At 72.5% G+C, this 23,252-nt stretch carries 23 protein-coding genes; 14 read left to right on the top strand and 9 right to left on the bottom strand.

Translation table 11 applies throughout. From position 1 onward, the window contains the following. Position 1 precedes the first annotated feature (1 nt). From H4696_RS12765 to H4696_RS12755, 3 genes are all read left to right on the top strand, one after another. Positions 2 to 700, top strand: a complete 699-nt coding sequence (locus tag H4696_RS12765) for an LLM class flavin-dependent oxidoreductase (RefSeq protein WP_086865638.1) — start codon at positions 2 to 4, stop codon at positions 698 to 700. A 42-nt stretch (positions 701 to 742) separates the two neighbouring features. Continuing rightward, positions 743 to 1,120 (top strand): hypothetical protein, encoded by a 378-nt coding sequence (locus H4696_RS12760; RefSeq protein WP_086865637.1) that lies wholly within the window; start codon positions 743 to 745, stop codon positions 1,118 to 1,120. 82 nt (positions 1,121 to 1,202) lie between these two features. Continuing rightward, the gene (locus H4696_RS12755) at positions 1,203 to 1,877 is read left to right on the top strand and encodes a DUF6766 family protein (RefSeq protein WP_086865636.1); all 675 of its coding nucleotides are present in this window, start codon (positions 1,203 to 1,205) and stop codon (positions 1,875 to 1,877) included. Here the strand turns inward: H4696_RS12755 and H4696_RS12750 are convergent, their stop codons facing one another. The 4 genes from H4696_RS12750 to H4696_RS12735 form a co-directional block, all read right to left on the bottom strand. Then, positions 1,878 to 2,834 carry a helix-turn-helix transcriptional regulator gene (locus H4696_RS12750; RefSeq protein ID WP_086865635.1) on the bottom strand — a complete coding sequence of 319 codons (957 nt, stop codon included), beginning with the start codon at positions 2,832 to 2,834 and terminating at the stop codon, positions 1,878 to 1,880. 63 nt (positions 2,835 to 2,897) lie between these two features. Further along, the gene (locus H4696_RS12745; protein WP_086865634.1) at positions 2,898 to 3,245 is read right to left on the bottom strand and encodes an STAS domain-containing protein; all 348 of its coding nucleotides are present in this window, start codon (positions 3,243 to 3,245) and stop codon (positions 2,898 to 2,900) included. A gap of 145 nt (positions 3,246 to 3,390) precedes the next feature. Next, positions 3,391 to 5,694, bottom strand: a complete 2,304-nt coding sequence (locus H4696_RS12740; protein WP_192782271.1) for a hydantoinase B/oxoprolinase family protein — start codon at positions 5,692 to 5,694, stop codon at positions 3,391 to 3,393. Beyond that, positions 5,691 to 7,787, bottom strand: a complete 2,097-nt coding sequence (locus tag H4696_RS12735; protein WP_086863289.1) for a hydantoinase/oxoprolinase family protein — start codon at positions 7,785 to 7,787, stop codon at positions 5,691 to 5,693. The genes H4696_RS12740 and H4696_RS12735 overlap by 4 nt, the downstream gene beginning before the upstream one ends. Positions 7,788 to 7,926: 139 nt before the next feature. Here H4696_RS12735 and H4696_RS12730 point away from each other — a divergent pair, with 139 nt between their 5' ends. The 7 genes from H4696_RS12730 (at position 7,927) to H4696_RS12700 (ending at position 14,757) form a co-directional block, all read left to right on the top strand. Further along, the gene (locus H4696_RS12730; RefSeq protein ID WP_086863290.1) at positions 7,927 to 9,402 is read left to right on the top strand and encodes an FAD-dependent monooxygenase; all 1,476 of its coding nucleotides are present in this window, start codon (positions 7,927 to 7,929) and stop codon (positions 9,400 to 9,402) included. A gap of 73 nt (positions 9,403 to 9,475) precedes the next feature. Next, the gene (locus H4696_RS12725; RefSeq protein WP_086863291.1) at positions 9,476 to 11,125 is read left to right on the top strand and encodes a (2,3-dihydroxybenzoyl)adenylate synthase; all 1,650 of its coding nucleotides are present in this window, start codon (positions 9,476 to 9,478) and stop codon (positions 11,123 to 11,125) included. Next, positions 11,122 to 11,871: a maleate cis-trans isomerase family protein gene (locus H4696_RS12720; RefSeq protein WP_086863292.1), complete on the top strand. Its 750-nt coding sequence runs from the start codon at positions 11,122 to 11,124 to the stop codon at positions 11,869 to 11,871. The genes H4696_RS12725 and H4696_RS12720 overlap by 4 nt, the downstream gene beginning before the upstream one ends. After that, on the top strand, positions 11,868 to 12,581 hold the full coding sequence (locus tag H4696_RS12715) for a TetR/AcrR family transcriptional regulator (RefSeq protein WP_086863293.1): 714 nt from the start codon (positions 11,868 to 11,870) through the stop codon (positions 12,579 to 12,581). The genes H4696_RS12720 and H4696_RS12715 overlap by 4 nt, the downstream gene beginning before the upstream one ends. Positions 12,582 to 12,668: 87 nt before the next feature. Next, entirely contained in the window at positions 12,669 to 13,298 is a 630-nt protein-coding gene (locus H4696_RS12710) for a VOC family protein (RefSeq protein ID WP_086863294.1), read from the top strand. Next, the gene (locus H4696_RS12705; RefSeq protein WP_086863295.1) at positions 13,295 to 13,543 is read left to right on the top strand and encodes a hypothetical protein; all 249 of its coding nucleotides are present in this window, start codon (positions 13,295 to 13,297) and stop codon (positions 13,541 to 13,543) included. The genes H4696_RS12710 and H4696_RS12705 overlap by 4 nt, the downstream gene beginning before the upstream one ends. Further along, positions 13,540 to 14,757 carry a lipase family protein gene (locus H4696_RS12700; protein WP_086863296.1) on the top strand — a complete coding sequence of 406 codons (1,218 nt, stop codon included), beginning with the start codon at positions 13,540 to 13,542 and terminating at the stop codon, positions 14,755 to 14,757. The genes H4696_RS12705 and H4696_RS12700 overlap by 4 nt, the downstream gene beginning before the upstream one ends. A gap of 9 nt (positions 14,758 to 14,766) precedes the next feature. Here H4696_RS12700 and mug read toward each other — a convergent pair whose 3' ends face one another. Beyond that, complete coding sequence (mug, locus tag H4696_RS12695) at positions 14,767 to 15,321, bottom strand: G/U mismatch-specific DNA glycosylase (protein ID WP_249027143.1); 555 nt, start codon at positions 15,319 to 15,321, stop codon at positions 14,767 to 14,769. A 238-nt stretch (positions 15,322 to 15,559) separates the two neighbouring features. Between mug and H4696_RS51215 the strand changes: the two genes are divergently transcribed. Next, positions 15,560 to 16,921, top strand: coding sequence for a beta-1,3-glucanase family protein (locus H4696_RS51215; protein ID WP_086863297.1), 1,362 nt, complete (start codon positions 15,560 to 15,562; stop codon positions 16,919 to 16,921). 60 nt (positions 16,922 to 16,981) lie between these two features. Here H4696_RS51215 and H4696_RS12685 read toward each other — a convergent pair whose 3' ends face one another. Then, positions 16,982 to 17,536: a CGNR zinc finger domain-containing protein gene (locus H4696_RS12685; RefSeq protein WP_086863298.1), complete on the bottom strand. Its 555-nt coding sequence runs from the start codon at positions 17,534 to 17,536 to the stop codon at positions 16,982 to 16,984. A gap of 168 nt (positions 17,537 to 17,704) precedes the next feature. Between H4696_RS12685 and H4696_RS12680 the strand changes: the two genes are divergently transcribed. The 3 genes from H4696_RS12680 (at position 17,705) to H4696_RS12670 (ending at position 20,029) form a co-directional block, all read left to right on the top strand. Continuing rightward, positions 17,705 to 18,388, top strand: a complete 684-nt coding sequence (locus H4696_RS12680; protein WP_249027144.1) for an AzlC family ABC transporter permease — start codon at positions 17,705 to 17,707, stop codon at positions 18,386 to 18,388. Next, positions 18,385 to 18,705 (top strand): AzlD domain-containing protein, encoded by a 321-nt coding sequence (locus tag H4696_RS12675; RefSeq protein ID WP_086863300.1) that lies wholly within the window; start codon positions 18,385 to 18,387, stop codon positions 18,703 to 18,705. The genes H4696_RS12680 and H4696_RS12675 overlap by 4 nt, the downstream gene beginning before the upstream one ends. A gap of 355 nt (positions 18,706 to 19,060) precedes the next feature. Further along, complete coding sequence (locus H4696_RS12670) at positions 19,061 to 20,029, top strand: LysR family transcriptional regulator (protein WP_338078670.1); 969 nt, start codon at positions 19,061 to 19,063, stop codon at positions 20,027 to 20,029. Positions 20,030 to 20,274: 245 nt separating this feature from the next. On the opposite strand, the gene H4696_RS12665 is transcribed toward H4696_RS12670, so the two are convergent. Genes H4696_RS12665 through H4696_RS12655 form a run of 3 tightly spaced genes read right to left on the bottom strand, consistent with a single transcriptional unit; the run spans position 20,275 to position 23,244 of the window. Further along, positions 20,275 to 20,784, bottom strand: a complete 510-nt coding sequence (locus H4696_RS12665) for a flavin reductase family protein (RefSeq protein WP_192782270.1) — start codon at positions 20,782 to 20,784, stop codon at positions 20,275 to 20,277. After that, positions 20,781 to 22,295 carry an amino acid adenylation domain-containing protein gene (locus H4696_RS12660; protein WP_086865473.1) on the bottom strand — a complete coding sequence of 505 codons (1,515 nt, stop codon included), beginning with the start codon at positions 22,293 to 22,295 and terminating at the stop codon, positions 20,781 to 20,783. The genes H4696_RS12665 and H4696_RS12660 overlap by 4 nt, the downstream gene beginning before the upstream one ends. Before the next feature lie 4 nt (positions 22,296 to 22,299). Further along, entirely contained in the window at positions 22,300 to 23,244 is a 945-nt protein-coding gene (locus tag H4696_RS12655) for a hypothetical protein (RefSeq protein ID WP_086865472.1), read from the bottom strand. Positions 23,245 to 23,252 lie beyond the last annotated feature (8 nt).

Here is a 23,252-nt window from a genome sequence, read left to right as displayed (position 1 = left end):
GATGCGCCTGGGTGCGACGCTCGCCCGCCTGGCCCCCGGACCGCCGATCGTGGTCGCGGAGTGGGCGAAACGCTTGGTGGGCGAAGGGTTCGAGAGCTTGTGGACGCCTCAGATCATCGGGCGGGGGTTCCCGGTCCCGGACCCGTTCGTCACGTTGGCGGTGGCGGCCACGGCCACCGAGCACGTCGAAGTCGGCACGGCCACCGTGCAGGTCCCGCTGCACCACCCCGCCGACCTCGCCCACCGGGTCCGGTCGCTGCTGTCGGTGTGCGGCGACCGCCTGACCCTCGGCGTCAGCCCCGGCTCGACCGACCTCGACTACGCCGCTCTCGGCCGGGACTACGGCGCGCGCTTCCGGAACTTCGACGAGAACCTGCCGCGCTTGCGGGAGCTGCTTCCCGATGGGCCACCGCTGCTGCTCGGCTCGTGGGGCGCCAAAGTCGAGCGAGCCGCCCGGGAGTTCGACGGCTGGCTGGCGTCCGCGTACCGCCGCACCCCCGAGCAGATCCTCGCGGCGCACGAGCGCTACCGAGCCGCCGGGGGACAGCGCGCGATCGTTTGCGCCGTCCCGGTTTCGGCGGACCTGGGGCCGACCGGCGAGGTGCTGCACCGGTACGCGGAGGCGGGCTTCGACGACGCCGTCGTGCTGCTCGCCCCGGACGGCCCCGATCCGGCGGCGGTCCGGGCCCTGCTGTCGTAGAACGGCGGCGGTTGAGGCGGCGAAAAGCGGGTATTCCCGAGCGTGTCCAAGATCGTGCCGGTGCTCGCGGCCGCCGCGATGCTCAGCGCGTGCTCGGCCGCCGATGCCCCGGATGCCGCGGAAGCGGCCGGGAAGTTCGTCAGCGCCGTGGCGCACCACGACGGTGCCGCCGCCTGCGTGCTGCTCGCACCGCGGGCTCGCGACGGGCTGGGGCCGGTAGGCTGCGGCGCGGGCTCGCCGGTCGCGCTGCTCCCGCAGGCCGGCGTCGCGTCCACTGTGGTCTGGGGCGACGAGGCCCAGGCCCGCTCTTCGGCGGACACGTTGTTCCTGCACGACTTCCCGGACGGCTGGCGGATCACCGGCGCGGGCTGCCACCCCCGCAACGAGCAGGTCTACGACTGCGCGGTGGGTGGCCGGTGAAAGCGCGCGTGGTGTTCACCGGCTACCTGGTCCTCGTCCTCGGTGGACTGGCCTGCTTCATCGTGATCGGGGTGCTCGGCCGATGAAGAAGTTCGTCCGCGACAACGGGCTCGCCCTCGCGTTCGGCACCCTCTTCCTGCTGAGCCTCGTCGGCCAGGCGCTCTCCGGGCTGGCCGGTTTCGACGAGCGCCGGCTCGCCCACGGCGCCGACCCCGTCAGCCTCGGCCACTACCTGACGTCGTCGTCGTTCGCCGTCGACGTCGCGGAAAACTGGCAGTCGGAGTACCTGCAGTTCTTCCTGTACGTCTTCGCGACCGTGTGGCTGGTCCAGCGCGGCTCGCCGGAGTCGAAGCCGCTGGGCCGCGTCGGCACCGAAAGCGACCGCGACCAGCAGCTCGGCCGGTACACCGTCGCCGGGTCGCCCGCCTGGGCCCGCGCCGGCGGCTGGCGGACGGCGGTGTTCGCGCGGTCGCTCGGACTGGTGATGGGCACGATCTTCCTGCTGTCGTGGCTGGCCCAGTCGGTCGCCGGCGTCGCCGCGTACAACGCCGAACAGCTCAGCGACTTCGGCGACCCGGTGTCCTGGGCGGATTACCTCGCCTCGGCGGACTTCTGGTCCCGGACGCTGCAGAACTGGCAGTCGGAGTTCCTGGCCATCGGCTCGATGGCCGTGTTCAGCGTCTACCTGCGCCAGCGCGGCTCGCCGGAGTCGAAACCGGTCGGCGCGCCCCACGGCGTCACCGACGAAGCCGGCTGATCACCCCCGCAGGGTGTGGCTGGGCGGGCGGCCGTACTGCCGCTTGTACGCGACCGCGAACCGGCCGGGGTGCGGGAAGCCCCAGCGGACCGCGATGGCGGTCACCGTGTCACCCCGGCCCGGGTCGGCGGCGACGAGGTCTTCGTGGGCGCGGGCGAGCCGGATCCGCCGCAGGTACTGCAGCGGGGTCAGGTCGTGGTGGCGGGCGAAGGAGTACTGCAGTGCCCTCGGCGTGACGTGGCAGGCGCGGGCGATGTCGCCCAGCCCGATGTCCGTGTGCGCGTGCTCGTGGACGAAGTCCTCGGCGCGGCGCAGGGTGTCCGGCGCGGTCGTGCCGTCCGGGCCGTCGCCGGGGTACGCCGTGTTCGGGAACACCGTCAGCGCGGTCGCCGCGAGCAGGCGGGTGGCGTGGCCGACGAGCAGCGGGCTCGACGCCGTCCGGTCGTCGTCCAGCAGGCCCCGGACGAACGCCGCCGCGCGCCGCCAGTGCCCGGCGGCGGCCGCCGACCGGGGAGCCAGGGAGCTGAACCGGGGCTGCGCCGCGGCGACGCTGGCCATCGCGGCCGCCGGCACCGTCATGATCTGGACGTGCAGTTCGTGGCAGGCGACGAGGTAGCCGCCGCGGGGGAAGCTGCCGAGGCACACGTCGCCGGGCCGGTAGCGCTCGACGTCCTTGCCCAGCTCGGCGTGGGTCTTGCCGGTGACGAGCGTGCTCACCGACAGGTCGTCGGTGCCCTCCAGGGACAGGGTGAGGTCCGGCGGCAGGGTGAGGTCGACGAAGCTCAGCCCGCGCACGCTGACCTGAGACAACGCCACTGCCGACCGCCGGTCGAACGCCGTGGCCTTGCCGGGGCGGGCGGTGTACATCCGCCGGATGAACTCCTGCGCCTCATCCGGGTCGGCGGTGGCGAACCTCGTCCGTTCGGGCGTGGCGAGGCAGGACGGAGTAGTGGCCATGAGATCGCTCTTCTCCAGGCTGCGGTACCCGATACGGTACGCGCGCGGCCGGGTGGAGGGGGATCAGCGCGGCGCGAGCGCGGCCGCCAGGGTGGGGTAGATCCGCAGGCCGTCGGGCAGTTCGAGGAACCGCAACAGGCCGCTGATCGGGTCTCCTACCACCACCCCGAACGACGCCGGGCAGGCGACGGACCGGCAGCGCAGTTCCTCGATCAGGTGCAGTCCGGCGGTCGAGCAGAACGTGACGTCGCGGAGGTCCGCGACGACCGCGGTCGCGCCGTCGGCGAAGATCTCGCCGAGCCGCGCCCGGATCGCGGCGACGGTGCCCAGGTCGAGGTCCCCCGCGACAGCCAGGACCCGCGTCCCGTCCACCCGGTGGACGGTGACCGTGACGTTCGGGCGCTCCGGCACTCCTGCTCCCGCTCGTGGCAGCGAATCGTCGGCTCGATTCGAGTAGAGCGCCGGTGCGTGGCCGGGCGCAGCACCGTGGGCGAACGGCGGCCGGCCACGGAACGAAACCGCGTCGGGATGGGCGGGCACCCATCCCGACGCCGGGTCAGCCGGCCGGTGCGGTGGTCCGGTGCCCGAGTGCTGCCAGCGCGTCCGGGTGGCCGGCCGGGACCACGCCGGAATACACCGCCGTCCAGCAGGACGGGCAGCAGTACTGGCGGAACACGACCGGTGCGTCCACGTAATCCGTTGCGGTGGCGATGATCTGGGGCCCGGCTTCGGTGGCGGGCCCCTCGTACACGGCGACCGCCGGTTCGCCGTCCGCCGTCCGGAGCAGCTCGCCGCAGTGGCCGCAGGCCAGGCCACCGCCGGACGGCTCGACCAGGTTGTCGTCGAGGCGGCGGGCGGCGGCGAGGGACGTCTTGCCGAGGGACGGCGCCGCGGCCGACCGGGCGCGCCGGTGGTCGCGCCGCCGGTCGCGTTCGGCCGCCGTCGCGGCCCGGTCCACCGCGCCGCCGTCGAGGACGACGCCGTAGACGCCGGTGGCCGCCGCCGCGGTGATCTTGTCCTCGCGCAGGTCCCGGGCGACGGCGTCGGGATCGCGGGTGAGCGGGTCGCCGTAGCCGCCGCCACCCTGCCACGTCATCGCGAACACCTCACCCGGCGCGAGGTAGCTCGACGCGTAGTTCTGCCCCGGCTCGAGGGTGTCGCTCACTTCGTCCAATGTGGACGGGAGGCGGCCGGCGGCGAACAGGTCCGCCACCCGGCTCCGCCGCGCGACGACGTCCAGCCCGCTGTTGCCGGGGTGCCCGCCGGCCAGCCCGCCGTTCTGCGCGACCGCCTTCCCGGCCGACGCCAGCACGAGGCCCATCGGGAGGCTGGTGCCGTGCGGGGTCAGCGCGATCGACGCGCCGAGCCCGCCGCGGTGGCGCCCGGGGCCGCCGGAGTCGGGGACTTCCCGCCGCCACAACGCCAGCACGGGGTAGAGGAACTCGGTCATCTCGACGTCGGGGACGCGGCCCATCGGGATGCAGAACAGGCCGCCGGTGTCGATGCCGTCGGCGTCCGGGCGCGCGCCGTAGCCGCCGGCCATCGGTTCCATGATGATGTTGAGGAACGGCGCCGGGACGTCACCGCGTTCGTCGAGGCCCGCGATGACCGCGGTGTCCCAGGTGCCGCAACAGGTCGCCTGGACGTTCTTGCCGAGTTCCAGGTCGCGGTCGAGCATCCGGGACAGGCACTCGGCGACCAGGCTGCCGGTCAGCCACGCCGGCCCGATCGGCCCGCGGCCGACGGCGGCGGGGAAGGTCGCGTTGTTGAGCGTCCCTTCCTCGGTGACCAGGTCGAAGCAGCGCATCAGCCCACCCGCCGACCACGGGATGTCGCCGGCGAGGATCGGCAGCAGCGCCAGCATGACGCCGCCGCGCATGCCCGCGTACGTGCAGTTGATGACGCCGGCCTGCGGGTCGGTGCCGGTGAAGTCGAACGTCAGGTGGTCGCCGGTCTTGGTGGTGGTGACCGTGATCTTGTGCAGGTTCCGGTCGCCTTCGTGCGACTGGTCCTGGTAACCGGTGGCCGACCAGGAGCCGTCGGGCAGCGCGGAAAGCTTGTCCCGCAACCGGCTTTCGGCGTCGGACATCATCCGCTTCATCACGGCCTTGACGGTGTCCGCGCCGTACTGGCCGATCAGCGCGTGCAGCCGCTCGGCGCCGACGTTGTTGGCGCCGATCTTCGCGCGCAGGTCGAGTCCGACGAGCATCGGCACGCGGGAGCGGCGCACCCACAGGTCGGCGACGTCGCGCTGCAGCTGCCCGCCGCGGACCACCTTGACCGGCGGGGTCGGCAGCGACTCGGAGAAGACGTCCTCGGCGGCGGGGGAGAAGGAGCCGAGCCCGACGCCGCCGAGGTCCGGCTGGTGGGCGATGGCGCTGGTCCAGGCGAACAGCTGCCCGTCGTGGAAGACCGGCTGGTAGACGATGACGTCGTTCTGGTGCAGCCCGCCGCCGACCCAGGGGTCGTTGCACAGGAACATGTCGCCGGCTTCGATGCCCGGGTTCACGGCGCGGTTGCGCAGCGTCCAGTAGATGGCGAGGTCGACCGCGCCGACGAGCATCGTGTTGTAGAGGCCGACCTGCACCTCCTGACCGAGCTCGTCGGAGATGGCGAAGTCGAAGTCGTTGGCGTCGGTGACGATCGGCGAGCCGGACATGCGCTTGAGCGCTTCGCCCATCTCGTCGGTGACCGACCACAGCCGGTGCCGGATGACCTCGTAGGTCAGCGGGTCCAGTGCGTCGATCTGGTCCTGGGTGACACTATGGACGTCCAAAGTGGACGGTACCGAGCGCTGGAGCTCACCGAGGTCGACGGGACGGCTCGAGAACTGCTCCGAGCCCGGGATGGGCATGCTCATGCGGCGCTCCTGATCGTGAGGTTGCCGAGGTGGTCGACGGTGCCGGTGGAGCCGGCGGGCACCACGACGGTGGTGGTCGGGACCTCGACGATGGCCGGGCCGGTCAGCACGTGGCCGCTGCGCAGCTCGCGGTAGTCGTAGACGGCGGTGTCGACGTAACCGAGTGCCGCGTCGAGGCAGACAGGCCGGGTGCCGGCCTGCGTGGCGGGTGAGTCCGCGACCGGGACTTCGGGCAGTTCCGGGCTGAACGGCAGGATGCCGACGCCGCGAACGCGGAACGTGATGGCCTGGATCCCGGCTTCGCGGAACCCGGCGTCCTTGCCGTAGAGCGCGGCATAGCGCTCCTCGAACCCGGCGGCGGCTTCTTCGATCGCCGCCGTGTCCAGAGGTCCCTGGACGACGGGGGTCGTGACTTCGGCGAGCTGCATCGAGTAGCGCATGTCGATTTCCCGGTGCAGCTCGACCTTTTCGAACTTCAGGCCCTGGCGGTCCAGTCCGTCGCGGACGCGCTGTTCCAGCTGGGCGAAGTTGCGCTCGGCCCGCTGCGGGTCGAACGGGACGTTCAACGGGTCGGACAGCTCGGCCGCCAGCACGATGTCCGACGACGCCAGCCCGAACGCCGAGAACGCCGACGCGACCGGCCCGAGCGGGACCACGACCTCGGTACACCCGACTTCGGCCGCGTAGCCCGCGCAGTGCGCCGGACCCGCGCCGCCGAACGCGTAGAGCACGAACCCGCGCGGGTCGTGCCCGGCTTCGACGACCGTCTTGCGCAGCAGGTCGCCGGTCTGCGCGTTCTGCACGGTGTAGATCGCGGCCGCGGCCTCCTCGACGGTGAGGCCGAGCGGCTTGGCGATGTGCGTGTCGATCGCTTCGCGGGCCAGTTCCAGCGACAGCGGCTTGCGGCCGCCGAGCAGCCCGCGCTCGGGCAGGATGCCGAGCACCAGGTTGGCGTCGGTGTTGGTCGGCTCGGTGCCGCCGTTGCCGTAGCAGGCCGGGCCCGGCACGGCCTGGGCGCTGTGCGGCCCGATGCGCAGGTTGCCGCCGGCGTCGAGCCAGGCGATCGCGCCGCCGCCGGACCCGATCGCGTCGACCCGCAGCGTCGGCACGTTGATCGGGTGGTGGTTGATGACGGTCGTGGTGTCGCGCACCGGTTCGCCGTCGACGACCAGCCCGGCCAGGAACGTGGTGCCGCCGACGTCGGTGGAGATGATGTCGCGGTGGCCGAGCTGGCGGCCCAGCGCGACCGAGCCGATCACCCCGCCGGTGAGCACCGACCCGACCGTGCTGATCGCGGTGGCGGGCGCCTCGCGCGCGGCGACCGCCCCGCCGTTGCTCTGCATCACCAGCAGCGGCCCGGCGAGCCGGTTCTCGCGCAGCGTGTCTTCCAGCGTGGTCAGGTAGTCGCGCAGGCCGGGGCCGATCTGCGTGCTCATGATCGTGGTGGCGTTGCGGGCGAACTCGCGGATGCGCGGGCTCACCTCCGACGACAGTGCGACGAAGACGTCCGGGTCCGCTTCGTGGATCAGCTCGCGGATCCGCTGTTCGTGCGCCGGGTTGCGGAACGACCACAGCAGCGAGACGGCAATGGCGCGGACGCCGTCGGCCAGCAGCGCGCGGATCTTCGCGCGGGCTTCGTCCTCGTCGAGCCGGACGACGACGGCGCCGTCGCGGTCGACCCGCTCGGTCACCTCTTGGGCGAGCCGTTTCGGCAGCAGCCCGTGGTCCTTCCGCTGCCCCAGCACGTTCTGCAGCTCGTGCGGCGAGCGCCCGAGGTAGCGGCCTTCGACGTTCATGATGAAGATCGAGTCGCGGTGGCCCTTGGTGGTGAGGAAGCCGACCGGCGGCACGTTGCCCGTCACCAGCGCGTTGAGCGACGACGTCGTCCCGTGCGCGATGTGGTGGGTCTCGGCCAGCATCTCCGGCAGCGGCTTGCCGAGCTGGTCGGCCAGCAGCTCGAGGACGTCCAGCACACCCCGGGAGTAGTCCGGCGGGGTGGAGGGGGACTTCGCGGCGAGCACGGTCCCGGCGTCGTCGTCGAGAACGGCGTCGGTGAACGTGCCGCCCACGTCCACGCCGATGACATAGGCCATGACTCACGCTCCTTTGCGCGGAGAATCTGCTAACTGTGGCGTAGACTATTCAACGCATGTGACAAGAGTCAACCCTCTTGACGACGTCTGGTCGATGACGTCAAATACTCGACGTAGATGTCAAACAAGGAGGTCGGAGATGCAGCCACGCCGGGTCGCGGTGCTGGGCGGAGGACCTGGCGGGCTCTACGCCGCGCGCTTGCTCAAGCTCGCGTTCCCGTCCTGCGAGGTCGCCGTGCACGAGCAGGGGGAGCCGGACACCACCTTCGGGTTCGGCGTCGGGCTGGCCGCGGGCACCCAGCGCAAGCTCGCCGCGGCCGACCCCGCCACCCTGCGCGACGTGGTCGCCGCGGGCTGCCGGCACGACATGACCCTGCGGGTCGGCGCGGACGTCGTCCGCGTGCGCAACGACCGGCTCGTCGGCGTCGCGAGGACCGAGCTGCTCGCGATCCTGCAGCGCCACGCCGAAAAAGCCGGGGTGACGCTGCACTTCGGCGCCCGCCGCACGGCCGCCGAGCTCGACGCCGACCTGGTCATCGCCGCCGACGGCGTCGGCAGCGCCACCCGCGAGCAGGGCCCGTTCGACGCCCGGATCGAGACCGGGCGAGGCCTGTACCTGTGGTGCGGTGCCGACTTCGCCCTCGACGACGCTCTGTTCGAACCGGTCCGCACCGAGCATGGTGTGTTCGTCACGCACGCCTACCCGTACGGCGCCGGGCGCAGCACTTTCCTCATCGAGACCGACGAGGCCACCTGGCGTCGGGCCGGGTTCGACCGGGCCGTCGACGAGACGGCGTCCGACGAGGTTTCCCTGCGGTACCTGCAGGACGCCTTCGCCGGGCCGCTGCGGGGACACCGGCTGATCGGCAACCGCACCCGCTGGCTGCGGTTCCGGACCGTCCACTGTGGCCGGTGGGCGGCCGGGAACACCGTCCTGCTCGGCGACGCCGCGCACACCGCGCACTTCTCCATCGGCTCGGGCACGAAACTGGCCATGGAGGACGCGATCGGCCTGGTCGAAGCCCTGCGGTCCGCGCCGGGCACCGCCGAGGCGTTCGCCGCCTTCGAGACGAACCGGCGGCCGGCCGTCGAACGGCTGCAGGAGCTGGCCCGGCGGAGCCGGCTGTGGTGGGAGTCGTTCCCCGCGCGGACGCACCTGCCGGTCGAACGGCTGATGGTCGCCTACATGACCCGTGCCGGGAACGTCCCCCTCGAGCGGTTCGCCGTGACCAGCCCGGACGTCGTCGCGACCGCGCTGACCCAGTACGCCGGGGCGCCGCCGCCCGAGGGCGGGTTCGTCGACTGGGTGCTCGACCGGCAACCGGCGCCGCCAGGAGACCTCGTCACGATCGGCGACGTCGTCGCCGACCCGTGGGACCTCGAGGGGGACGCGGTGGTGGCTCGCGCCCGGGAAGCGCGGGACCGCGGTGCGGCCGGGTTCCGGTTCACCGGACCGGGTGATCGCGGCGCCCTGCTCACCCGCCTGGACCTCGCCGAGCGCGTCCGGCTCGAAGCCGGTGGCATCGTCCTGGTGGAAGGCCCCGCGGCGCTGCGGGACGACCTCGCCGCCGGTCTCGTCAGCGCCCGCACCGACCTGATCGAGGAGACCGCATGAGCGAGCTTGTGAGCGAATCATCGGACACTGCGCTTCCGGCTCAGGTGGCGCCGAGCGTCAGTGAGGGGGGCGCATGAGCCGCTGGGGTGCCAAGGTCGTTCCCTACCCGGCCGACGTCGTGCACGCGTACCGGGACGGCGGCCTGTGGGGGACCGCCACGATCGCCGGGCAGCTGCATCGGATCGCGCGGGCGCACCCGGACCGGGACGCCGTCGTCGCGCTCGACGGCCGGGTCACCTTCCGCGAGCTGGACGAGCGCACCGACCTGCTGGCGGCCGGGCTCGCGGGGCTCGGTCTGGTGCCGGGCGACCCCGTGCTCTTCCAGACGACCAACCGGCTCGGCACGGTGCTGGCCTGGTACGGCGTCCTCAAGGCGGGCCTGGTGCCGGTGTGCACCCTGGCCGCGCACCGCGCGCATGAGATCGGCGAGGTCAGCCGCCGCGTCGGCGCCGTGGCCCACCTGGTGGAGACGGGCGGGTTCGACCTCGTCGGCTTCGCCGCCGAGCAAGGCCGCGACCACCCGACGCTGCGGCACGTCCTCGTGCTCGGCGACGACCCGCGCGGGGTCTCCGTCGAGCACCTCGGGCGGGACCTCGACCTGGGCACCGCGCGCAAGACGGTCGAGGACATCCAGGCCGGGATCGGCCCGGACGACGTCGCGGTCTTCCAGCTCTCCGGCGGCACCACCGGCGTGCCGAAGGTGATCCCGCGGCTGCACGCCGAGTACTGGTACAACGCCCTCGCCTACGCCGAGTCCTGGGGCTGGACGCCGGAAACGCGGGTCGCGCACCTCATCCCGATCGTGCACAACGCCGGGATCGTCTGCGCCCTGCACGGCGCGCACAGCGTCGGCGCGTGCCTGGTCCTCGGCACCGCCGACCTCGACCGCTCCCTGCCGCTGCTCGCCCGCGAGAAAGCCACGCACGTCCTGCTGGGCCACGGCCATTTCGGCGCCGTCGGCCACCCCGCGTTCGCCGCGGCGGCGGCCTCGCTGACGCAGGTCGTGCTGTCCGGCACGAAGGTGCCGCCCGCGTTGTTCGACGACCTCGAGCGCCGCGGGCTGTGGTCGGGGCAGCTGTTCGGCATGGGGGAGGGCCTGTTCCTCACCACCCGGCCCGGCGCCCCGCGGCTCGCGCGCGCCACCACCGTCGGCACCCCGCTGTCCGAAGTGGACGAAGTCCGCGTGCTCGAACCCGGTGCCGGAGAAGAGGTCCCGGACGGCGAGGTCGGCGAACTGTGCTGCCGCGGCCCGTACACCCTGCGCGGCTACTTCGACGCCGCCGAGCACAACGCGCGCGCGTTCACCGCCGACGGCTTCTACCGCACCGGCGACCTCGCTTCGGTGCAGGTCATCGACGGCGTCCGGTACGTGGCCATCGAAGGCCGGCTCAAGGACGTCATCAACCGCGGCGGCGAGAAGATCAACGCCGAAGAGATCGAACTGCTCTTGCTGCGCCACCCCAGCGTCACCGCGGCCGCCGTCGTGGCCATGCCGGACCCGCGCCTCGGCGAGCGGACGTGCGCGTTCGTCACCGGCGGGCCCCTCGGCCTGCCCGACGTCCAGCGCCACTTCGCCGAGCACGGCGTCGCGAAGTTCAAGTGGCCCGAACGCGTCGAAGTCGTCCCCGAGCTCCCGCGGACCGTCGTCGGGAAGCTCGACAAGAAGCGCTTGCAGGCGGAGATCGCCGCGAAGCTCGCCACCGAACAAGGAGGAAACCCGTGACCCCGCACCGGATCGGGCTCGTCGTCCCCAGCTCGAACGTCACCGTGGAGACGGAGGTCCCGGCGCTGCTCGCGCGGCATCCCGAGGAGTTTTCCTTCCACAGCAGCCGGATGCGCATGCACCGGGTGTCGCCGGAGGAGCTGCGCGCGATGAACGCGCAACGCGAGCGGTGCGTCGACGAGCTGGCCGACGCGGGCGTCGACGCTCTCCTCTACGCCTGCCTCGTCGCGGTCATGGCGCAGGGCCCGGGCGAGCACGAGCGCACCGAGAAGTTCGTCGAGGGGCAGCTGTCGGCGCGCGGCGCGCACCCGGCCGTGCTGTCCAGCGCCGGCGCCCTCGTCGAGGGCCTGCGCGCGCTCGGCGCCCGCCGGATCGCCCTCGTGACGCCGTACTTGCGGCCGCTGGCCGAGGAAGTGGTCGGCTACCTGCGCGCGGAGGGCTTCGACGTCGTCGACTGGGCGGCCCTGGAGGTCGGGGACAACGCCGAGGTCGGCTGCATCCCCGGCGACCGCGTGCTGGCCGCCGCCCGCGGCCTGGACCTGGCGGACGCCGACGCGCTGGTCATCTCCGCGTGCGTGCAGATGCCGTCGCTGGACCTGGTCGAGCCGGCGGAGGAGGAGTTCGGGCTGCCCGTGCTGTCGGCGGCCACGGCCGGGGCGTACGCGCTGCTGCGGCGGCTGAACCTGGCGCCGCGCCTGCCGGGAGCCGGGCGGCTGCTGGCGGGACCTCTACCATCTCAGGGATGAGCGGCAGCACACCGCGGGGCGGGTCCCGCGAAAAGGCGACCACGTCCCGGCGGGAGCTGGTGGAGAACGAGCTCTACGAGCACGCCACCCGGCTGTTCGCCGAGCGCGGGTTCGCCGGCACCAGCCTGCAGGACATCGCCGATGCCATGGGCATCACGCGGCCCGCGCTCTACTACTACGTCAAGAGCAAGGAAGAGCTCCTGGCGAAGCTCGTCACCGAGGTCACCAACGGGCCCCTGGAAGAGCTCACCGAGCTGGTGGCGCGCGACCTCGACCCGGTGGCCAAGCTGCGCGGCATCGTGGAGATCATCGTCGGCCGCCGCGCCCGCCAGCCGGAGCGCTTCCGGCTGCTCATCCGCTCGGAGGCCGAGCTGCCCGCGGAGCTGACCGAGGCCTACGACGAGGGCCGCCGCGCGGTCCTGAAGACCATCGCGGCCGTCATCGAGGACGGCGTGCGAGCGGGCCGCTTCCGCCCGGTCGACGGCCGCGTCGCCGCGCTCGGCGTGCTGGGCATGTGCAACTGGGTGGCGTGGTGGTTCACCCCGGGCGGGCGGGATTCGGCGGAGTCGGTCGTCGAGCAGCTGGCCGACATGGCGGTGGGTGCGTTGCAGCGGGCTGACCAGCACGTTCTGGACGGGGAAGGGCCGGCGGCAGCGTTGAAGATGCTGCGTCAGGACCTGGACCACCTCGAGCGCATCCTCGACATCTGAGGCGTTCAGCACAGGCGTCAGAATATTGACGCACTCGTTGACTTCCGCGTAGCGTGAACCCCACGAGAACTACGCGGGAGGTATGTCATGACCGAGCTGGACCACCGGGTGCGGGGCGTCGACCACGTCGCGTTCCCCACCTTCGACCCCGCCGGCACCGTGCGCTTCTACCGGGACGTGCTGGGTTTCCCCGTCGTCCACTCGATCTGCGCGGCGGGCTGGGGCCCGGAGGACCACCCCGACTTCATCCACTTCTTCTTCGACATCGGCAACGGAGACCGGATCGCGTTCTTCTACTACTTCGGCACCACCCCGGCGATCGGCGGAACCCCGGCCGCCAAGGGCGACGTCTACGCGCGGTTCGGCGCGGACGTCCCGGAGTACTTCGTGCGGTCGCGGCACCTCGCGATCCACGTCGAGAACGAGGAAGACCTGCTGGAGTACCGGCGCCGGCTCGACGCCAGCGACTGGCCGGTCGAAATGCAGATCCAGCACGAGACCATCGAGTCGATCTACACGCACGACCCGAACGGCTACATGTTCGAGATCACGCGCGCCATGCGCCCGGTCACGCCGCAGGAGGACCTGGACGCGAACCTCACCATCGACGCGCTGCTCGACGTCGTCGGCGAGCCGGAGCCGTCGTTCGGGAAGCTGCTGGCGCGCAAGGCGGAGCTGATCGTCGAGCGCGCGGCCGACTGGGTTCCCGCGCGATGACCGCGCTCTACGTCCTCGACGTCCCCGAAAACACCGCCGTGGCCAAGATCGCCGCCGAAGACCCCGCGGTGCGCGTCGGGCGGATCGGGCCGTACTTCGAGATCAGCGCGGCCGGCGCGATCGAGGTGGACCGGCGGGCCACGAGCTGCCGGCACGCCGTCTGGTACTCGTGCGTTGCCGGGGTCGCCCGCGACAGCCGGATCACCCAGCACGACAAGAACGCCCTTCGCGTGGAGCCGGTGTGAGCGAGCGCCTGGGTGCCGGCCGCTACCTCGCCGCCGGTGATCGGCCGGCCTCGACCGTGCACGAGCTGACCACCGCGGACGGCGCGACCGTGCGCGGGGTTCTGTCCACTGTGCCCGGTGCGACCACGGTCGTGTGCCTGATGCACCCGCGCCAGGACCTGACGCACCACCCGCTGGTTCCCTTGCTGCTGCGGGCCGGCGTGGCGGTCTGGACCCAGCACGCCCGCTCGGTCAACAACGACTTGAACCTGGTCCACGAGCAGGCGCTGCTGGACGTCGCCGTCGGGCAGGTCTTCCTGCGGGAGCGGGGTTTCGACGCGGTGGTGGTGCTCGGCCACTCCGGCGGTGGCACGCTGTTCGCGTACTACTGCGAGCAGGCGTCCTCGGCGGACCGCGTGAGGACCACGCCGGGCGGGCGGCCGACCGGGCTGGCGGAGGCGGAGATGCCGGTGCCGGACGGCGCCGTCTTCCTCGCGCCGCACCCCGGTCAGGGCAAGCTGCTGCTGGCGTGCATCGACCCTTCGGTGGCCGACGAGGCTGACCCGCTGTCGGTGGTGCCCGAGCTCGACCCCTTCAGCCCGGCCAACGGGTTCGCCGAGCCACCGGGGACTTCCCGCTACCCGCCGGAGTTCCTGGAGCGCTACCGCGCGGCGCAGCGCGACCGGGTGGCCCGCATCGACGCGATCGCCCGCGCCCACCTCGCGCGTGCGGCCGAAGCACGCGCGGCGTTCAAGTCCGGCGGCCGGGCCGCCGATCGGCGGCGCGCACTGGCACCCCGGATCCTGACGGTGTTCCGCACGGACGCCGATCCGCGCACGGTCGACCTCACCCTCGACCCCAGCGCACGGCCGTACGGCTCCCTGTTCGGCAAGCGCCCCGACCTGATCGACTACGGACTGGTCGGCTTCGGCCGCCTGAGCACGCCCGAAGCGTGGCTGTCGACTTGGTCCGGCTTGAGTTCGTACGCCGACTTCGTCCGCTGCGCGCCGGGCGTCGAAGTCCCGACGCTGTACCTGGAACTGACCGGCGACCAGGCCGCGTTCCCCGCGGACGCGCGCCGCATGATCGAGGCCCTCGGCGCGGCGGACCTGACCACGGCCAAGGTGCGCGGCCTCCACTTCGGGGCGGCGATCGCCGAAGGGGAGCCCACCGGGAACGAGCTCGCGGCCGCGGAGATCGCCGAGTGGCTGGGTAAGCGGTTCCCGCTGGCTTGAGTCGGGACTTCACCCGCCGAGGACGCCGGAACGGTCGGGTATCCCGGCGGCCACGCGCAGCTTGGCGAACTCGACCGCCAATGCCGCAGGCGGGAAGTGCGCGTTGAGGCCGCTGGGGTTGGGCACGATCCACACCCGCGCGCCGCCGATCGTGCCGGTCTGCGGGCCGAGCCGGGCGCCCGGGGCGCCGAACGCCGTCCGGTAGCCGGTCACGCCCAGCACCGCCAGCCACTCCGGCCCGATCGCCCGGATCCGCTCGGCCAGGTCCCGGCCGCCGTCGACGAGTTCGTCGCGCGACAGCTGCGCGGCGCGGACGGTCGGGCGGCGCACGATGCTCGTGATGCCCAGCCCCCACCCGAGCAGCAGCCGTTCTTCCTCCGCGCGCAGCTGCCGCGGCGTGAAGCCGGATCGGTGCAGCGCGGGCCAGAACCGGTTGCCTGGGGTGTGGAAGCTGTGCCCGGCGGCCGCCGACGAGAGGCCGGGGTTGATGCCGGCGAACACCACCCGCAGCCCCTCGGCGAGCACGTCCGGCAGGGTGGCCGCAGCTTCTTCCGATTTCCGCACACCGCCATCGAACACCCCCGGCGGCGGTGCGTCTTCGTCCGGTGGTGGAACCGGTTCCGAGGATCGCTCCGCGGCGCCGGACTGTCAAGTCTTGACAGGGCGGTGCCGGTGGTATGAACCTTTCTACCGATCGTCCCCGCCGGCCCCCGTGGGCATCCGCCCGGCGCTCAGGGGCGAGCCGGACGACGTCGCCCCCTGACCGGCGGCGCGTCCGACCTTTCCCGGCCAGGGAGGAACCATGCCCACGAACGCCCCGCCGCGGCCCCGCCGTCGCGGACCCACCAGCCGCCTCGCGACCGTGGCCGCCGCTCTCGCGGTCGCCGCGCTCGGGCTCGCCGCCCCCGCCGCGAACGCCGCCGACCCCCTGATCTCGCAAGGAAAAGCCGTGACGGCGTCCTCGGTGGAGAACGCCGGAACGCCCGCGGCCGCCGCGGTGGACGGGAACACCGCCACCCGGTGGTCGTCGCAGTTCAGCGATCCACAGTGGATCCGGATCGACCTCGGCGGGGCCGCGACGGTGAGCCAGGTCGTGCTGCGCTGGGAGGCCGCTTACGCCACGGCGTACCAGATCCAGCTGTCCGACAACGGATCCACCTGGTCCACTGTGTACCAGACGACCACCGGCACCGGCGGCACGCAGACGCTGAACGTGACCGGCGCCGGGCGGTACGTGCGCCTGAACACCACCGCGCGGGCGACCCCCTACGGCGTCTCGCTCTGGGAGTTCCAGGTGTACGGCACCGGTGGCGGCACCACCCCGACGCAGCCGGGCACGCCGCCGGACTCGTTCTGGGGCGACACCGGCAGCATCCCCGCCGCGCGGAACGTGCTCACCGTGAAGGTCCTCAACCGCACCAACGGCAAGTACCCGGACAGCCAGGTGTACTGGAGCTTCGGCGGCCAGACCCACTCGATCGCCGAACAGCCGTACATCGACATGCCGGCCAACTCCGCCGGGCGGATGTACTTCTACCTCGGCACCCCGAACGGCCAGTACGCCGACTTCATCGAGTTCACCGTCGGGCCGGACGTCTTCAACGGCAACACCACCCGGGTCGACGCGTTCGCGCTCAAGCTGGCCATGCGGCTGCACGCCCACGACGGCTACGACGTCCAGGTCGGCGACGACTACGGGTTGTTCCAGGAGGACCGCTCGGCCACGTTCGCGCGGTTCCAGGCCGAGGTGCCCACGGAGTTCAAGGACCTGGCGACGGTGAACGCGCCGTACCGGATCCCGGCGCCGGGCAGCGCGCCGGACTTCCGCGCGGGCGGCCGGTACGCGAACTACTTCACCGCCTACGCGCAGTCGGTGGGCGTCAACGAACCCACGTCGAACATCACCGGCTGCGCCGGCTCGCTGGCCGGCAACCCCGACATGTGCGCGGCGCTCAACCGGCACACGGCGCACCTCCCGCAGTCCCAGTGGCAGGACCCCGCGCAGTACTACCAGGGCGCTCCGGCGAACTACTACGCCAAGTTCTGGCACGACCACGGCATCAACCGCCTGGCGTACGGCTTCCCGTACGACGACGTGGCGGCCCAGTCGTCGTTCGTCTCGCACGGCGACCCGCAGTGGCTGGTGGTCGCGGTCGGCTGGTGAGCCCGGCGAACGGCGGCGTGGCGGCCCTCCGGTCGCCGCGCCGCCGTTCGCGGTCCGGGCTCAGTTCGCGTTGGCCGCGGCGCGGCGGGCGCGGTAGGCGCGCATCTTGTGCCGGGCGCCGCAGACCGACGTCTCGCACCAGCGGCTCACCGCGTTGGGGGAGCGGTCGTAGTAGGCCCACAGGCAGTCCTCGGCGCCGCAGATCTTCAAGCGCGACAAGGAGCCGTCGAGGCGGGCGGTGACCAGCGTGGCGAGCACCCGGGTGAGCGCCGTGTCCAGCGAGGTGGCGGCGTCGCCGACGAACTCCGCGCCGGGCGGGTCGGCTCGCAGGAGTGGGCGGGTGCCGGTGCGCGCCAGCTCGCCGTTGAGCACCGCCGCCGCGCCCGGTGCGCCCTCGCCACCGTGCAGCAGCTGCCGCAACGCCTCCCGGACGCGGCTGACGCGGGTCAGGTCCGCCTGCGTGGGCCGGGCGGGGCACGGCAGGCCCTCGGCCGCCGCCCACGCCACCAGGCCGGACGCCGTGGTCAGGTCGTCCCGGTTCTCCAGCAGCTCACGGGTGTTCACCAGGCTCTGGAGCACGGTGAGCGGAGCGGGTGCGGCCGGGCGAGGGGTCATACGCGGGAGATTACCAGCAAGTTCTTCTGATGGTTACCACAAACGGAGCAATACCGGGTGTTTTGGTGGTTTAGGGAAGTATTTGCCGGGTAGAGCCACCCACCTGGGTTACCAACACTCGGCTTGGTTGGTAACGTCGATCAGGTCGAGTCCGAGGAGGTGAACATCGTGACCGAAACCACCGCTGAACGCCGTTCACCGGCCGGGGTCGTGCGCCCGGTGCTGCCGGTGGCCGCGGCCGACCTGGCGGACGGCATGGCGTTCGGCGCGCTCGCGGCCTCGGTCGGGATGGGTGTGCTGGCCCCGGTGGCCATGTCCCTGCTGGTCTTTTCCGGCAGCGCCCAGTACGGCGCCGTCGCTGTCATCGGGCAGCACGGCTCGGTCTGGGCCGTGGTCGGCGCCGCGGCCGCGCTCAACGCGCGTTACCTGTTGATGGGCACCACGATCGCCCCCGCGCTGACCGGGTCCGCCTGGTCGCGGGCGGGGACGGCGCTGCTGATCACCGACGGCTCCTGGGCGATCGCCCATCAGGGCGACGGGCGCTACGACCTGCGGATCCTGCGGGTCGCCGGCTCGCTGTGCCTGTGCGGCTGGACCGCGGGGACCGCGCTGGGCGCGCTCCTCGGCGACGCCATCGGCGACCCGGGGCGGCTCGGGCTGGACGCCGCCTACCCGGTGTTCTTCCTCGGCCTGCTGCGCGCGCACCTGAAAACCACGCGCGCGTGGGTCCTCGCGATCCTCGGCGCCGTCGCGGCGGGCGCGCTGGTCGCCTGGGCGCCCCCGGGTGTCCCGGTGCTGGTCGCCGGCGCCGCGGGTGCCGTGGCCGGTGCGGTCTGGGGGGTGCGGCGATGACGTACCAGTGGCTGATCGTGCTGGCGCTCGGCGCCACCGCGCTCACGTTGCGGGTGGTCGTGCCGCTGGCGGCGGGCGGACGGGAACTGCCGACCTGGCTGCGCAACGCGCTGACCTGCGCGACCCCGGCGCTCATCGCCGGGCTGGTGGTCACCCTGCTGTGGCCGACCTCGGGTCAGGTGTCTTCGGTGCGGACGCTGACCGCGCTGGCGGGCGTCGGCGTCGGGGTGGCTCTGCTGGCCGGCAAGCGGTCGATCCTGACCGCGATGATCGGCGCCGCCGTCGTGAGCGCCCTGCTGCGCCTGGTGTTCGGCTGATTCGAAGAGTGTGCTCATCCCGCGGAGAGGATGAATGGGATGACGGGGCGATGCTGGTCTCTTGGAGTGAAGGACGTTGCCGTACCGGCCACGGCGGGTGAAAGCGCTGTCCGCGCCCGCCCGCCTGATGGGAGCAGTTTGCCGGTCGTGTCCGGTTGGTATCCGCGATGCGAAGAACGAGTGGTCGTCCCGGACCGCGAAGGTGCCGTGGGCGCCGATGGGGGAAACGTCGTCGTGAAAGATTCGATTCCGGCGCAGAGCGGCCGGCGGCTGGGAGGCTTAGTGTGCGGGACCGAGTTGCGCCACCACCGTGGGGAAGCCGTGGCCACGGTCCTGTGGAAAACCGGACGGCCGGGTGCGCCGCCGGACCCCTGTGCTGCTCGCGCGGGCCGGTGGTGAACCAGTCGTGGACACCGCGTCATTGAACACTTTCCTCAGCGTGGCCGAGAAGTCGAGCTTCACCAAGGCCGCGAGCGACCTGAGCGTCGCCCAGCCGACGGTCACCGCCCGGATCAAGAAACTGGAGCGCGACCTCGCCTGCGACCTGTTCCACCGCACCGGCGCGCTCATCCGGCTCACCACGGCCGGCCAGCGGTTCCGGCGCTACGCCCACAAGATCGTGAAGCTGAGCCGCATGGCGGAGGAGACCGTGCTCGAAGGCACCGCCGTCGGCGACGCGCTGACGGTCGGGGCCGACAGCGGCCTCACGTCCTACCGGCTGGTGCCGATCGTCGAGTACCTGTACCGCCGCCACCCGGAGCTCGCGCTGGAAATCCGGCCGCTGGAAGAAGATCCGTGGAGCCGGATCGGGGATTCCGATGTGGACTGTGCCTTCTTCATCGACGTCTGCGACTCTTCGTCGAAGGCCGATTCGACGCTGCTGTGCCCGGAGCCGCTCGTGGTGGTCGCCGGTCAGGACGGGCCGGTCGGCCCGGAGCCGGTGCCGACGGCGCGGCTGGCGCGGCAACCCCTGCTCTGCGCCCACCGCGGCAGCGGCTACCAGCGCCTGTTCGAACGGACTTTGGGCGATGCCGCGGACACCCGCGTCCGCGCGCTGACGTTCGGCTCGATCGACGCGGTGAAGCACGCGCTGACCGCGGGGCTGGGTATCTCGCTGCTGCCCAGGTTGAGCGTCGCGGCCGAGCTGGCCGAGGGCCGGCTGGTCGAGGTCCCGTGGACGGCCCCGTTCCAGGTCTTCACCCAAGTCGCCTGGCACCGCGAGATCCGCGCCGACCCGCGGTTTTCGGTGCTGCTCGACGCGGCGGCCCGCGCGACCGCCGAGCAGGTCGCGGAGGCGACCCCGGCTCGCCGGTCCGCGCTCTAGAGCCGGTATCGAAGTCGGCCGCACGCCGACTTTGATCCGGGCCCGGCAGCCGGACCAAAGGTCTTGAATGAGTCATTCAGGACCTCCGAAGACCTGAATGACTCATTCAAGACGTTCGCACGCGCCGCCGGCCGTCACGAACCTCGGACGCGACACCAGCTCCGGCGGGCCTTTCCGCGCTCTAGATTGCGCACAGCAAAGCGCCCGGCCCGCCGACCTCGGCGGGCCGGGCGCTTCCGGCTTCCTCAAGCCCCGAGCGGGTACTGCTCCCGCCCGTACAGCACCGTCGGGGCCGCGTTCGTGTCGCGCAGCCACACCACCTTCCCCACGACCACGGTGTGGTCCAGCAGGTCCGCCGTGTCACCCACCTCGCACACCAGCGCCATGCCCGCCGCGGACAGGACCGGGACGCGGCGCTCCGGCTGCCACGGCACCCCGGCGAAGCGCTCGGCCGGACTCCCGGTCGCGAACTTTCTCGTCAGCTCCCGCTGGGACCACGACAGCGTGTTGACGGCGAAGGACCCGGTGTCGAGGATGGCCGCGAGGGTGCGGCTGTGGCTGCCCAGCGACACCAGGATGCTCGGCGTGTCGGCCGACAGCGACATGACCGCGTTGGCCGTGCAGCCGACGGGGGAGTCCTCGGCGACGGTCGTCAGCACCGTGACCCCGGTCGGCAGCTTCGCGATGGCTTGGCAAAAACCTTCCGTGGGCACCAGTTCGGCGGTTTCCATGGTCTTCCCTTCCGCGGCGGTCATCCGCGCTGCCCGATCGCTTGCGCGGTGAGTGCCGAACGGTCGATCTTGCCGTTTACGTTCAGGGGCAGCTCGTCCAGCACACTGAGCCGCCGCGGCACCATGTAGCCGGGCAGGCGGGCGGCCGCCGCCGTCAGCAGGCGGTCGGGGGCGAGGCCCGAACCCGTGCAGACCGCTTCGAGCTCGGTGGTGCCGCCGCGGCCGGGCAGGGCCAGCACGATCGCGTCGCGCACGGCTTCCTGGTCCCGCAGCACGGCTTCGATCTCGCCGAGCTCCACCCGGTAGCCCTGCACCTTCACCTGCTGGTCCGACCGTCCCAAGTGGACGAGCGCGCCGTCCTGCCAGGTCACTCGGTCGCCGGTGCGGTACCAGGCGGTGTCGTCGAGCTCGTCGTCCGGACCGTGCGGGCGCGCGACCTCGTCGCCCGGGCCGAAGTGGTAGAAGCGGCCCTCGTTGGCGGCCGGGTCGAGGTAGCCGGGGAACCGCTGTGGCCCGCGCGCGCAGAGTTCGCCCTCCACCGCGGGGCGCCCCCGGTCGTCGAGCACGATGTGGCTGACGCTGGGGTAGGGCCGCCCGATCGGCACGGTCCCGTTGGCGGTGGCCGGCCAGTCCGCCGGATCGGCGGGCAGCCGGAACTCCGCGCAGCTGATGGTCAGTTCCGTGGGTCCGTACAGGTTCTCGACCACCCCGTCGGGTGCGGCGCGCTGCCACGCCTCGGCCTGGTGCGTGGTCAGCGGCTCACCGCAGAAGAGGCTCCAGCGGAGCGTCGGCATGCTCCCCGGCCGCAGGCTGCGCAGCCGCTGGGCGTAGGACACCATCGACGGCACGGCGAACCAGTGGGTGAGCCGCTTCTCCGCGACGAACCGCACCGGCGCCAGCAGGTCTTCGCGGCTGGGGACGACTAGCGTCGCACCGCCGCTCCACGCGGTGAACATGTCGAACACCGACAGGTCGAAGGTCAGGTCGAAGGTCTGCGAGACGCGGCTGCCGGGCGCCATGCCGTACCGCGGCACGACGTGCCCGAGGTAGGCGCAGACGTTGCGGTGCCGGATCGGGACGCCCTTGGGCTTCCCGGTCGAGCCGGAGGTGAACAGGATGTAGGCCAGGTCCCCGGTGCGGGGCTCCGGCGGGGTGCGCGCGGCGCCGTTCGCGGGCTCGGCCATGACGAGTTCCGGCACGCCGAGGCCGGCGCTCTCCTCGGTGAGGACCAGGTCGAGGCCGGCGGCTTCGGCGATCATCCGGTTGCGCTCTTCGGGAAAGGCGGGGTTGAGCGGGACGACGGTGCTGCCGAGCCGTTGCCCGGCCAGGTATCCGGCGTACGTCAGCACGCTGCGTTCGGCCAGCACGCCGATCCGGCCGGGCACGGTCCCCGCCGCGGTGACGGCCTCGGCGGCGATGTGCCCGGCGAGCTCCCGCAGTCCGGCGTAGGTCAGGGTCCGCGCGCCGACTTCGAGCGCGGGTTCGTCGGCGTGCTCGGCGGCCGACTCGGCGAACCACTGGTAGAGCGTTTCCATCGTTTCATGCCTCCTGTTCCAGGCCGGCGGTCGTCTTTTCGTTGGTGCGCAGCAGGTCCTCGAAGGTGCGCTGCAGCAACCCCGTCCGGGGACGGCCCCGGGCGGCGGACTCGGCGGCGAACCGGACCACCTTGGGCAGCTCGCCCCAGCTCACCGCGGCCGCGGCGGCGTCCTCCGCGCCGATCTCGCCGTTCGCGGCGAGCACCTCGAGGCGGTAGGTGTAGTGACGGCTCGCCGCCCAGAGGTCGTCGCCGTAGCGGGCCGCGGCGGTCTCGTCCTCGGCCAGCACGTCGCTGATGCGCCCGAGGACCGCGGGCAGGCCGCACGTCCAGTCGTCCGGTTCGGCGGGGGCGGTTTCGCCGGTGGTGCGGGCGAGCCAGCGGAACCGGTTCGCGTGCACCGGCTCCACGGCGGCGCCCAGCGCCAGGCGGTCGCGGTTGGCGATCTCCGCCGGCCAGGGGGCGTGCGGGGCCAGCGCGCGTTCCAGCGCGACGTCGTCCAGCCAGCCGAGGAAGGGTTCCTGCCCGCCGAGCGGGGTCAGCGCGCAGAAGTGGTCGCCCACCAGCCAGCGCCCGTCGCGCCGGCCGAGCAGCAGCAGCCAGTGCGGCGAATGCGCGATCCCGTGCGCGGGCGACCAGGGCAGGTGGAAGGTGTCGGCGACGGCCAGCACCCGCCCCGAACCCGCGAGCTCGGCGTGGAGGCCTTCGGCGGCCTGCGCCCAGTCCGCGGCGCCGCGGTAGCCGAGCGGGTCACGCGCGGTGCCGTCGTCGACGCGGGTGTGCTGGGAGAAGGCCAGCTCCCCGGGACCGCCGTCGCACCGGACCGCCAGGCGGACGGCGTGCGCCAGGCGGGTCTTGACGCCGGGGTCGTCGGTTTCGAGGTAGGCCACCAGGTTGGTGGTGTAGCAGCTGAGTTCCGGGACTACGTCCGGGGCGTTGATGAGGTGCACGTCGACCT

This window comes from Amycolatopsis lexingtonensis, from assembly GCF_014873755.1.
GTDB lineage: Bacteria > Actinomycetota > Actinomycetes > Mycobacteriales > Pseudonocardiaceae > Amycolatopsis > Amycolatopsis lexingtonensis.
Note: the sequence above shows the minus strand (reverse complement) of the source record. Positions and strands in the feature narration are given on the sequence as shown.

Coding starts and splice junctions, on each gene's coding strand:
- H4696_RS12765 (WP_086865638.1), top strand. CDS start 2: ATGCGCCTGGGTGCGACGCTCGCCCGCCTGGCCCCCGGACCGCCGATC.
- H4696_RS12750 (WP_086865635.1), bottom strand. CDS start 2,834: ATGGCCACTACTCCGTCCTGCCTCGCCACGCCCGAACGGACGAGGTTC.
- H4696_RS12710 (WP_086863294.1), top strand. CDS start 12,669: ATGACCGAGCTGGACCACCGGGTGCGGGGCGTCGACCACGTCGCGTTC.
- H4696_RS12660 (WP_086865473.1), bottom strand. CDS start 22,295: ATGGAAACGCTCTACCAGTGGTTCGCCGAGTCGGCCGCCGAGCACGCC.
- H4696_RS51215 (WP_086863297.1), top strand. CDS start 15,560: ATGCCCACGAACGCCCCGCCGCGGCCCCGCCGTCGCGGACCCACCAGC.
- H4696_RS12665 (WP_192782270.1), bottom strand. CDS start 20,784: ATGACCGCCGCGGAAGGGAAGACCATGGAAACCGCCGAACTGGTGCCC.
- H4696_RS12725 (WP_086863291.1), top strand. CDS start 9,476: ATGAGCCGCTGGGGTGCCAAGGTCGTTCCCTACCCGGCCGACGTCGTG.
- H4696_RS12675 (WP_086863300.1), top strand. CDS start 18,385: ATGACGTACCAGTGGCTGATCGTGCTGGCGCTCGGCGCCACCGCGCTC.
- H4696_RS12735 (WP_086863289.1), bottom strand. CDS start 7,787: ATGGCCTATGTCATCGGCGTGGACGTGGGCGGCACGTTCACCGACGCC.
- H4696_RS12705 (WP_086863295.1), top strand. CDS start 13,295: ATGACCGCGCTCTACGTCCTCGACGTCCCCGAAAACACCGCCGTGGCC.
- H4696_RS12730 (WP_086863290.1), top strand. CDS start 7,927: ATGCAGCCACGCCGGGTCGCGGTGCTGGGCGGAGGACCTGGCGGGCTC.
- H4696_RS12715 (WP_086863293.1), top strand. CDS start 11,868: ATGAGCGGCAGCACACCGCGGGGCGGGTCCCGCGAAAAGGCGACCACG.
- H4696_RS12755 (WP_086865636.1), top strand. CDS start 1,203: ATGAAGAAGTTCGTCCGCGACAACGGGCTCGCCCTCGCGTTCGGCACC.
- H4696_RS12685 (WP_086863298.1), bottom strand. CDS start 17,536: ATGACCCCTCGCCCGGCCGCACCCGCTCCGCTCACCGTGCTCCAGAGC.
- H4696_RS12740 (WP_192782271.1), bottom strand. CDS start 5,694: ATGAGCATGCCCATCCCGGGCTCGGAGCAGTTCTCGAGCCGTCCCGTC.